This is a genomic window from Serratia sp. HMSC15F11 (assembly GCF_001808215.1).
GTDB classification, from domain to species: Bacteria; Pseudomonadota; Gammaproteobacteria; order Enterobacterales; family Enterobacteriaceae; genus Serratia; species Serratia nevei.
In genome coordinates, this window is the sequence record NZ_KV792475.1 from 22,503 (window position 1) to 31,802 (window position 9,300).

At 56.7% G+C, this 9,300-nt stretch carries 13 protein-coding genes; 5 read left to right on the forward strand and 8 right to left on the reverse strand.

Annotation, left to right across the window (positions count from 1 at the left end):
* Positions 1 to 5: 5 nt before the first annotated feature.
* Together HMPREF3138_RS15850 and HMPREF3138_RS15855 are read right to left on the reverse strand one after the other, a co-directional pair.
* Positions 6 to 776 carry an ABC transporter permease gene (locus HMPREF3138_RS15850; protein ID WP_004937535.1) on the reverse strand — a complete coding sequence of 257 codons (771 nt, stop codon included), beginning with the start codon at positions 774 to 776 and terminating at the stop codon, positions 6 to 8.
* Positions 773 to 1,696, reverse strand: a complete 924-nt coding sequence (locus HMPREF3138_RS15855) for an ABC transporter ATP-binding protein (RefSeq protein WP_038872436.1) — start codon at positions 1,694 to 1,696, stop codon at positions 773 to 775. Before HMPREF3138_RS15855 ends, HMPREF3138_RS15850 begins: the two co-directional genes overlap by 4 nt.
* 210 nt (positions 1,697 to 1,906) lie before the next feature.
* Here HMPREF3138_RS15855 and can point away from each other — a divergent pair, with 210 nt between their 5' ends.
* Positions 1,907 to 2,563 carry a carbonate dehydratase gene (gene can / locus HMPREF3138_RS15860; RefSeq protein ID WP_038872439.1) on the forward strand — a complete coding sequence of 219 codons (657 nt, stop codon included), beginning with the start codon at positions 1,907 to 1,909 and terminating at the stop codon, positions 2,561 to 2,563.
* Positions 2,564 to 2,600: 37 nt separating this feature from the next.
* Here can and hpt read toward each other — a convergent pair whose 3' ends face one another.
* The 4 genes from hpt to cueO form a co-directional block, all read right to left on the reverse strand.
* Positions 2,601 to 3,137: a hypoxanthine phosphoribosyltransferase gene (hpt, locus tag HMPREF3138_RS15865; RefSeq protein WP_048234659.1), complete on the reverse strand. Its 537-nt coding sequence runs from the start codon at positions 3,135 to 3,137 to the stop codon at positions 2,601 to 2,603.
* 90 nt (positions 3,138 to 3,227) lie between these two features.
* Positions 3,228 to 3,410 (reverse strand): type II toxin-antitoxin system RelE/ParE family toxin, encoded by a 183-nt coding sequence (locus tag HMPREF3138_RS25665; protein ID WP_369916753.1) that lies wholly within the window; start codon positions 3,408 to 3,410, stop codon positions 3,228 to 3,230.
* A gap of 97 nt (positions 3,411 to 3,507) precedes the next feature.
* The gene (locus HMPREF3138_RS15870; protein WP_038872442.1) at positions 3,508 to 3,699 is read right to left on the reverse strand and encodes a type II toxin-antitoxin system RelB family antitoxin; all 192 of its coding nucleotides are present in this window, start codon (positions 3,697 to 3,699) and stop codon (positions 3,508 to 3,510) included.
* Between the two features lie 105 nt (positions 3,700 to 3,804).
* Positions 3,805 to 5,457 (reverse strand): multicopper oxidase CueO, encoded by a 1,653-nt coding sequence (cueO, locus tag HMPREF3138_RS15875; RefSeq protein ID WP_038872445.1) that lies wholly within the window; start codon positions 5,455 to 5,457, stop codon positions 3,805 to 3,807.
* 218 nt (positions 5,458 to 5,675) lie between these two features.
* Here cueO and HMPREF3138_RS15880 point away from each other — a divergent pair, with 218 nt between their 5' ends.
* The 3 genes from HMPREF3138_RS15880 to speD all read left to right on the forward strand — a co-directional run bounded on the left by HMPREF3138_RS15880 (position 5,676) and on the right by speD (position 7,833).
* Entirely contained in the window at positions 5,676 to 6,023 is a 348-nt protein-coding gene (locus HMPREF3138_RS15880; protein WP_004937515.1) for a YacC family pilotin-like protein, read from the forward strand.
* Positions 6,024 to 6,147: 124 nt separating this feature from the next.
* Positions 6,148 to 7,011 carry a polyamine aminopropyltransferase gene (gene speE / locus HMPREF3138_RS15885; RefSeq protein WP_038872448.1) on the forward strand — a complete coding sequence of 288 codons (864 nt, stop codon included), beginning with the start codon at positions 6,148 to 6,150 and terminating at the stop codon, positions 7,009 to 7,011.
* A gap of 27 nt (positions 7,012 to 7,038) precedes the next feature.
* Entirely contained in the window at positions 7,039 to 7,833 is a 795-nt protein-coding gene (gene speD / locus HMPREF3138_RS15890; RefSeq protein ID WP_038872451.1) for an adenosylmethionine decarboxylase, read from the forward strand.
* Positions 7,834 to 7,865: 32 nt separating this feature from the next.
* Here the strand turns inward: speD and yacL are convergent, their stop codons facing one another.
* Positions 7,866 to 8,228, reverse strand: coding sequence for a protein YacL (yacL, locus tag HMPREF3138_RS15895; protein ID WP_004937507.1), 363 nt, complete (start codon positions 8,226 to 8,228; stop codon positions 7,866 to 7,868).
* A 500-nt stretch (positions 8,229 to 8,728) separates the two neighbouring features.
* On the opposite strand from yacL, the gene HMPREF3138_RS15900 reads away from it, so the two are divergent.
* Complete coding sequence (locus tag HMPREF3138_RS15900) at positions 8,729 to 8,986, forward strand: hypothetical protein (protein WP_223294896.1); 258 nt, start codon at positions 8,729 to 8,731, stop codon at positions 8,984 to 8,986.
* 73 nt (positions 8,987 to 9,059) lie between these two features.
* Here HMPREF3138_RS15900 and HMPREF3138_RS27185 read toward each other — a convergent pair.
* Positions 9,060 to 9,300: hypothetical protein (locus HMPREF3138_RS27185; protein WP_246828727.1), on the reverse strand; the 241-nt coding region annotated here is incomplete at its 5' end.

Genomic DNA, 9,300 nt, shown 5'->3' on the forward strand with positions numbered 1-9,300 from the left:
TACGATCAGCTGCGCAGGCCGCGGCCGCGCTCGATCAGGTACCAGGACAGCAGGTAGAACACCGCGATAAACGCCACCAGCACCGCCATGGTGAACGCCAGCGGCACATCGTTGATGCCGAGGAAACCGTAGCGGAACCCGCTGATCATATAGACGATGGGATTCAGCTTGGACACCGCCTGCCAGAATGGCGGCAGCAGCGACAGCGAGTAAAACACCCCGCCCAGGTAGGTCAGCGGCGTCAGGACGAAGGTCGGGATCAGGCTGATGTCGTCGAAGGTGGTGGCGAACACCGCGTTGATCAGCCCCGCCAGCGAGAACAGGATCGCCGTCAACAACAGCGTCAGCGCAATCACCCACCAGGCGTGTACCTGCAGCGGTACGAAGAACAGCGAGATGATGGTCACCAGCACGCCGACGCAGATGCCGCGCGCCACGCCGCCGCCGACATAGCCGGCGATCACCACATGGGTCGGCACCGGCGCCACCAGCAGTTCTTCAATGTTGCGCTGGAACTTGGCGCTGAAGAACGACGAAGCGACGTTGGCGTAAGAGTTGGTGATCACCGCCATCATGATAAGGCCGGGCACGATGAACTGCATGTAGCTGAAGCCGTGCATATCGCCGATGCGCGAGCCGATCAGATTACCGAAGATGATGAAGTACAGCGTCATGGTGATCACCGGCGGCACCAGGGTCTGGATCCAGATGCGCGCGAAGCGGTTCACCTCTTTGGCCCAGATGCTCTGTAAGGCCACCCAATACAAACGCGTCATGCTTTTTCTCCATTGCCGTTAACCAGGGTGACAAACAGCTCTTCCAGGCGGTTCGCCTTATTGCGCATGCTCAGCACCTGCACGCCCTGCGCGCTCAGCTGGGCGAATAAGCCGTTCAGCCCCTGCTCGCGCATCACCTCCACTTCCAGCGTGGAGGTATCCGTCAGGCGGCTGCGGTAACCGTCCAGCCTCGGCAGCGGGCTCTTCGCCGCCAGATCGAGGATAAAGGTTTCCGACTTCAGCTTGGCCAGCAGCCCCTTCATCGAGGTGTTTTCCACCAGCTCCCCGTTCTGGATGATACCGATGTTGCGGCACAGCATCTCGGCCTCTTCCAGATAGTGGGTGGTAAGGATAATGGTGGTGCCCTGGGCATTCAGCTCTTTCAGGAAGCCCCACATCGAACGGCGCAGCTCGATATCCACCCCGGCGGTCGGCTCATCGAGGATCAGCAGCTTCGGCTGATGCATCAACGCGCGGGCGATCATCAGGCGGCGCTTCATGCCGCCGGACAGCATGCGGGCGCGCTCGTTGCGCTTGCCCCACAGATCCAGCTGGTTGAGGTATTTTTCGGCGCGCGCCATCGCTTCACGCCGCGTGACGCCGTAGTAACCCGCCTGGTTCACCACGATCTGCAACACGGTCTCGAACGGGTTGAAGTTGAACTCCTGCGGCACCAGGCCGAGCTGGCGCTTGGCGTTGACGATGTCTTTATCGATGTCGTAACCGAACACCCGCACGCTGCCGGCGGTTTTGTTCACCAGCGAGCTGATGATGCCGATGGTGGTGGATTTACCGGCGCCGTTTGGCCCCAAAAGGGCATAAAAGTCCCCCGCCTCGACGCTCAGGTCGATGCCGCGCAGCGCCTTGACGCCACCGGCGTAAGTCTTGGTCAGCTGCGCTAATTCCAGTGCATAATTCATATGTAAAATAGTACCTTATGACGATGAGTATGCCGCCGCGCCCCTGTCTGCGAGGCTTGAAACAATAACGATAATCCTAGCATCGGCGACGTTTCCACTGAGTCGAATCCGTGCGGAAAATGAGGTTGCACCACTGTTCCGATTTCCAAATTGTGACGCTTACCCTATATTACCCCAACGCAATCTGTTCGTTACGAGTCAATAAACTCCATGAAAGAAATCGAAGAGCTTATCGCCAACAACCATGCCTGGTCGGCCAATATCAGTCAGGAAGACCCGGAATTTTTTGAACGTTTAGCCCAGGCGCAAAAGCCCCGTTTCTTATGGATTGGTTGCTCTGACAGCCGCGTTCCCGCCGAACGCCTGACCGGCCTCGAGCCGGGTGAACTGTTCGTCCATCGCAACGTGGCGAACCTCGTTATCCATACCGATCTTAACTGCCTGTCGGTGGTGCAGTATGCGGTAGATGTGCTGGAAGTCGAACACATCATCATCTGCGGCCACCTGGGCTGCGGCGGCGTGCAGGCGGCGGTGGAAAACCCGGAGCTGGGGTTGATCGACAACTGGCTGCTGCACATTCGCGACCTGTGGTACAAGCACAGCTCGCTGCTGGGCGAACTGCCGCCGGAGCAGCGTTTCGACATGCTGTGCAAGATCAACGTCATTGAGCAGGTGTACAACCTGGGCCACTCCACCATCATGCAGTCCGCCTGGAAGCGCGGCCAGAAGGTGATGATCCACGGTTGGGTCTACGGCATTCAGGACGGCCGCCTGCGCGATATGGAAGTGCTGGCGACCAGCCGCGAGAGCCTGGAGATGGGCTACCGCAAAGCGATAGCCAAACTGAAGCAGGATAAGGGCGTATAATCCCGCCGCGGGCGCGGCTGGCCGCGCCCCAGATCAATTACTCGTCCAGCAGCACCACTTTACCGACGTACGGCAGGTGACGGTAGCGCTGAGCGTAGTCGATGCCATACCCCACCACGAACTCATCCGGGATCGAGAAGCCGACATATTCGACCGGCACCTGCACTTCACGGCGCTCAGGCTTGTCCAGCAAGGTGCAAATCGCCAGCGATTTCGGCCCGCGCAGCGCCAAAATCTCACGCACTTTGTTCAGCGTGTTGCCGGAATCGATGATGTCTTCCACGATCAGCACGTCTTTGCCGCGAATGTCTTCGTCCAGATCCTTGAGGATCTTTACGTCGCGGGTGGTGGACATGCCGCTGCCGTAGCTGGAGGCCGTCATAAAGTCGACTTCGTGCGGCACGTCGATCGCGCGGCAGAGATCGGCCATGAACATGAAGGAGCCGCGCAGCAGCCCGACCAGCACCATGTCGCTGCCGCTGTCGCGGTAATGTTCGGTGATCTGGCGGCCAAGTTCGGCGATACGGGTCTTAACTTCCTGCTCGGAAATCATTACGTCTACAGTGTGTTTCATAGTATTCAGGTCAGTTGCCGGAAGAAAGGCGCAGAGTTTAGCATAGGCCGTTACCACTTGCCTCTCTCCCGGACAGGGGAGTTTTCTTTATTAAGGGTATTCCTGACGAGCGTGCAGGACACTCACTATTTCAATATGTGCAGCCAGCACGCGGTAAACCACAATGTAATTAGGATGAACAACCATTTCACGAGTCCCGTTCACCCTGCCTGGCCTGAATAGATAAGGATGTTCCGCTAACGGGATAACCGACTCTTCAATGCGTTGCAACAAAGCCTCAGCGGCAAGTGGATTTCGCTCAGCGATAAAAGCCAGCGGCGTATATAACCCGTTTTTGCTTCGTCAGCCCATTTGACGGTTAACATAAGGGTCAGGCCGATTTTCTTTTGGCTTTCGCCTGCTCGATAATGTGACGAGCGCCGGCCATGACTTCGTCATGGGGAATACGGGGGGAGTCGCTATTGATGGAAGATTCCGCGGTGCTTCTGAACCAACGATCGTAGCTATCAGCCTGCTCTTGAGTCTCAAACTCAGAAACGATGGGATCCAATTTTGTCGGCATGACGCACTCCTCAGTAGCTGATATTTTAATCAGTATAACGGCTTCCTTTCATTGAACCAGGCGATGGCGACGCGAGCGCGCCACCGCTTGAGCACCGGGCCGCCATCAATCGGCGACGGTGAAGCCCATCATCATGCCGGTATCTTCATGTTCCAACAGGTGGCAGTGGGCCATGTACGCATGTTCGCTGCTGGCCGGATGGTCAAAACGCACCAGCACTTCACTGCGCCACCCTTCGACGCGCACCGTGTCCTTCCAGCCGCTGCGATGCGCCGCCGGCGGTTTGCCGTTTTCCGACAAGATGCGGAACTGGGTGCCGTGAATGTGGAACGGGTGCAACATCATGTCGCCCTCGCCGGAAATGGTCCACTTTTCATACTGGCCCCGTTTGGCGGCGAACATCGGCTTGGTCATATCGAAGGCCTTGCCGTTGATCATGTTGCCGTGGCTGAAATCGAACGGTTTGGCTTTGCCCTGCGCGCCACCATGCTCCATCCCGGCCATATTGCCATGATCCATGCCCTTCATGTTGCCCATGTTGCCATGGTCCATGCCCTGCATGCCGCCCTTCTCCATGCCTTTCATATCTGCGCCACCCGTCGCGCCATGATTCATGCTCATGCCGGCCATCGCCTGGTGACCATAGCGATCCATCAGCGCCTGCATACCGAGCATATCCAGCTGCGGATCCATCATCAGCTGCAGCCAACGCTCCTGGATGCCGGTGGTGGCAGGCAACGTCGGCAGCTTCACCAGGCTGTCCGGCATGGTTTTGATGCCCTGCGCCAGCGACGGCTGAATGCGCAACACCGGTAGCGTTTGATCGAACGGCGCCAGCGTCATGCCCATCTGCTTCACCGGCAGCGTCACGATATCGAACGCTTTCCCATCCGAGGCATCGACCAGCACTTCAAAGCGTTCGCCCATCAGCATCGGCAGCTCGGTCAGTTTCACCGGCTCCGCCAGGAAACCGCCATCGCTGGCGATGACATACAGCGGACGGTTGTCACTGGCCGCCAGATTCAGCGAGCGGGCGTTGCAGCCGTTGAGGAAACGCAGGCGCAGCCAACCGCGCGGCGCCAGATGTTGTGGATACTGCGCACCGTTGGTGAACATGCGGTCGCCAAACCAGCCCACCGCCGCACTCATCACGTCCAGGCGGTATTCGATCTGCGCGTCTTTGCCCAGCCGCTTATCCTGCAGGATCACCGGAATATCATCCTGTCCCCAGGTTTTCGGCAGCGGCAGTTTGGCGCTCTCTTCGTCTTCCAGCAGCACCAGCCCCGCCAGCCCCATCATGACCTGGCTGCCGGTTTTACCGTGCGTATGCGGGTGGAACCAGCAGGTGGCCGCCGGTTGATCGACGGTGAAATTCACCGTGCGCGTCGCGCCGGGATGAATCAATGCCTGCGGGCCACCATCGACGTCACCGGGAATCTCCAGGCCGTGCCAGTGGACGGTGCTGGCCTCCGCCAGGCTGTTTTTGATATCAACCGTTACCGGCTGGCCACGCTGCAGTTTCACCGCAGGCCCGAGCAGCGCGCCGTTGAATCCCCAGGTTTTGGTGGCGGCGCCGGGCAACCAGCGGGTTTCCCCCGCCTGCAGCGCCAGCGCAATCTTTCCCTGCGCGTCCGGCATCAACAGCGGCGGTACCGGCAGGGCCGGCCGATCGGCCGCCCAGGCGGTCCGGCTCCATAACGGCAATGCGCTCGCGGCGCCCAGCGCGGCGGTTAATTTAATAAAATCACGGCGTAACATCGCTGACTCCCTTTTCTCAGTGACATAACTCAATGCCGCCAGCCTAAACCTTCCCCCTGGCGGAAGGTCAAGCCTTTCCTGGCGGTATTTTAAGCTATGCCTCACAATCAAGAGAGCGCCATTGACGAACGCGAGGCCGCGCCCAGCGGCAATAAAATTTGGTGCCTTTACAGGCAAGTGTGGTAACGTCTGCAAACGACAAACAGGCCTATTTCATGATGAAAAAAACAACGTTATCGATGCTGTTGCTGGCGATGCTGGGCTTCTCCAACGCCAGTCTGGCGCTGAATGAATCCGAGGCGGAAGATCTGGCCGATCTGACGGCGGTATTTATTTATTTGAAAAATGATTGCGGCTACAACGATTTGCCAAATGCGCAAATCAAACGCGCCATCGTCTATTTCGCGCAACAAAACCGCTGGGATTTGAGCAACTACAACAGCTTCAATATGAAGGCGTTGGGCGAAGACAGCTACCGCGATCTCAGCGGCATCGCCATTCCAACGCCTAAAAAATGCAAATCGCTGGCGCGCGACTCTTTGAGCCTGCTGGCCTACGCCAACTAATTTCCCCCCTTCTCCCGCCCGCCTAACGCTCTCTCTGTCTGAAATTCAACCGTGCATCGCCAGGCAGAGTTAGCTATGATGTTGCGCCGATTTTTCATGGCTGTTATTACGGAGTTTCCCGCACATGACCCAGAAAGAAATTTGGTACGAAACGCTGCATACGGGCTTCGGCCAGTACTTCTCGGTAGAGAAGGTGCTGTACCGCGAGAAGACCGATCATCAGGATCTGGTGATCTTCGAGAACCCGGTGCTGGGGCGCGTGATGGCGCTCGACGGCGTGGTGCAAACCACCGAGCGTGACGAGTTCATCTATCACGAAATGCTGACTCACGTGCCGCTGCTGGCGCACGGCGCGGCGAAGAAAGTGCTGATCATCGGCGGCGGCGACGGCGGTATGCTGCGCGAAGTCAGCCGGCATCCTGGCGTGGAACAGATCACCATGGTCGAAATCGACGCCGGCGTCGTCGAGTTCTGCCGCCAATACCTGCCCAACCACAGCGCCGGCGCCTATGACGATCCGCGCTTCAAGCTGGTGATCGACGACGGCGTCAACTTCGTGAACCAAACCGACGAAACCTTCGATGTGATCATCTCCGACTGCACCGATCCGATCGGCCCCGGTGAAAGCCTGTTCACCTCAGCGTTTTATGAAGGCTGCGCCCGCTGCCTGAATGAGGGCGGCATTTTCGTCGCGCAAAACGGCGTCTGTTTCCTGCAGCAGGACGAAGCGATCAACAGCCACGCCAAACTGAGCGGCTACTTTAGCGACGTCAGCTTCTATCAGGCAGCGATCCCGACCTATTACGGCGGCATCATGACCTTTGCTTGGGCAAGCCAGAACCCGGCGCTGCGCCAGATCGATCTGCCTACTCTGCAACAGCGCTTTAACCAAAGCGGCCTACACTGCCGTTATTACAACCCGGCAATTCACGTCGGCAGCTTTGCCCTGCCGCAATATTTGCTCAATGCCCTGAACGTAACACGTTAAGCGAGAAGATAAAGGAGGTGGCCCAAATTGCATAAGCTAAAACTGCACGGCTTCAATAACCTGACCAAGAGCCTGAGTTTTTGTATTTACGATATTTGTTACGCCAAGACCGCGGACGATCGCGACGGCTATATCGCCTACATTGACGAACAATATAATGCCAATCGGCTGACCGAGATCCTGAGCGAGACCTGCTCAATCATCGGCGCCAATATTCTGAACATCGCGCGTCAGGACTACGAGCCGCAGGGCGCCAGCGTCACCATCCTGGTCAGCGAAGAGCCGATCGATCCAAAAGACGTCGATACGTCGGAACACCCCGGCCCGCTGCCGAACACGGTCGTCGCGCACCTGGACAAGAGCCACATCTGCGTACACACCTACCCGGAAAGCCATCCGGAAGGCGGACTGTGCACCTTTCGCGCCGATATCGAAGTCTCGACCTGCGGCGTCATTTCGCCCCTCAAGGCGCTGAACTACTTAATTCACCAGCTGGAATCCGACATCGTCACCATGGACTACCGCGTGCGCGGTTTCACCCGCGACGTGAACGGCGTGAAACATTACATCGATCATGAGATCAATTCGATCCAGAACTTTATGTCGGAAGACATCAAGACGCTGTACCACATGATGGACGTGAACGTTTACCAGGAAAATATCTTCCATACCAAGATGTTGCTGAAGGATTTCGATCTGAAGCACTACCTGTTCAACGCGGCACCGGAAGCGCTGAGCGCCGTCGAACGCAAACAGATCACCGATCTGTTATGGAAAGAGATGCAGGAAATCTATTACGGCCGCAATATCCCGCCTCTGTGATGGAAAGGGCGCGGCACGCCGCGCCCTGATGCTTAGTATTTCAGCATGAAAGAACGATAGGCCTTCAACACCAGCAGGAAGTCCTCAACGCCGCAGAATGAGAGGCTTTCTTCGTCGTAGTAGTTCATCCCCTCTTCCATTTCATCGCCTTCGAACTCCAGCTGATTGGCGCGGATCATCACTTCTTCACCATCCATCAACAGCGTATATTCATGGCCTTCCAGCTGCCATTGACGTTCGCTGCCTTTGACCTCGGCCGCACCGGCTTCTATGCGGTCCAGCAGGTTGAAATCGCCTTTGACTTCTTCGTTGATCCAGTGGCCAATCGCTTCATGCCCCATCGAAAATCTGACGATCACCTGACCGGTAACGTCACGCAGAAATTCGTAATCCATAGCATGCCCTCCTGAGCCCTTTTTCTTAGTGTAAACATAAATTGATTGCTAACTCAGTGAGCGCTCGCAAAGTTGGCAACTCGGCAAAATAAAACCTTGGCGGCGCGCAATATAGCGGCTTGCGGCGGCGATGGGAAGACGCCGGTCGCGATCCCTTAAGGAAAGCGAAGCGGTGCCTCGTCGCCGCGCGGCGCATGCCCGCCATGCGAAAAGTCTGCCGATAATCCGCCGCTCGCAGGTTATTTATTTGAATCATGTAGATACCGTGGAGATGTATGTCACGATTTTATCGGGATTATAATTTCATATTAAAATCAATAAGTTACTTATTTCTGGCGCGACGCGGCTTTATTGACATCCCCTCAATATCGATTAGCTTTTAAATAAAGGAGCTCTAATTATGTTCACCAGCGGCCAGTGGTGTTCTCACCTTATTCATACCTATCACCACGATCAGGATGTGTGCCATAAAATACATAACCTCCATTGTCGCATTGAACATGATGTTCTCTGCATCGGCGTTCGCCGCCAAACAAATCACCCTTGAAGAATCCGCCAGCTACACCAAACTCGGCGATCTCTCCATTCAGCAGACCGGCGTGCCTACCGTCGGCCATAAATATATTTCCGCAGAGGTTGATAAGAAATGTAATGAACTCAGCGGGTTGGATGGGAAATACTGCTTCTATCGCATCATCTCCGCCACCGGGCAAGAGAGCGATCACAAAGATATCCACGTAGAAATATTCAAAAAATAGCGGGCAGGCTTTGAACGTAAAATAAAAAAACGGGGCCCTGGAAAGGGCCCCGCTGCTTGGGATTGACGCTGAATTAAACCGCGGTCTGGAAGATCACGCCGTCGGCTTTTTCGGTGTACTGCCCCAGTTGGTCAAAGTTCAGATAGCGGTAGGTATCTGCCGCCGTCTTGTCGACCTGCGCCATATAGGTCTGGTACTCGTCCGGCGTCGGCAGGCGGCCCAGCAGGGACGCAACCGCAGCCAGTTCAGCAGACGCCAGATAGACGTTGGCACCGGTACCCAGACGGTTCGGGAAGTTACGGGTCGAGGTGGAG

What these genes read in the sequence shown, in the direction of transcription:
- HMPREF3138_RS15850 (WP_004937535.1), bottom strand. Translation starts at nt 776, where the DNA reads ATGACGCGTTTGTATTGGGTGGCCTTACAGAGCATCTGGGCCAAAGAG.
- HMPREF3138_RS15855 (WP_038872436.1), bottom strand. Translation starts at nt 1,696, where the DNA reads ATGAATTATGCACTGGAATTAGCGCAGCTGACCAAGACTTACGCCGGT.
- can (WP_038872439.1), top strand. Translation starts at nt 1,907, where the DNA reads ATGAAAGAAATCGAAGAGCTTATCGCCAACAACCATGCCTGGTCGGCC.
- hpt (WP_048234659.1), bottom strand. Translation starts at nt 3,137, where the DNA reads ATGAAACACACTGTAGACGTAATGATTTCCGAGCAGGAAGTTAAGACC.
- HMPREF3138_RS15870 (WP_038872442.1), bottom strand. Translation starts at nt 3,699, where the DNA reads ATGCCGACAAAATTGGATCCCATCGTTTCTGAGTTTGAGACTCAAGAG.
- cueO (WP_038872445.1), bottom strand. Translation starts at nt 5,457, where the DNA reads ATGTTACGCCGTGATTTTATTAAATTAACCGCCGCGCTGGGCGCCGCG.
- HMPREF3138_RS15880 (WP_004937515.1), top strand. Translation starts at nt 5,676, where the DNA reads ATGAAAAAAACAACGTTATCGATGCTGTTGCTGGCGATGCTGGGCTTC.
- speE (WP_038872448.1), top strand. Translation starts at nt 6,148, where the DNA reads ATGACCCAGAAAGAAATTTGGTACGAAACGCTGCATACGGGCTTCGGC.
- yacL (WP_004937507.1), bottom strand. Translation starts at nt 8,228, where the DNA reads ATGGATTACGAATTTCTGCGTGACGTTACCGGTCAGGTGATCGTCAGA.
- HMPREF3138_RS15900 (WP_223294896.1), top strand. Translation starts at nt 8,729, where the DNA reads ATGATGTTCTCTGCATCGGCGTTCGCCGCCAAACAAATCACCCTTGAA.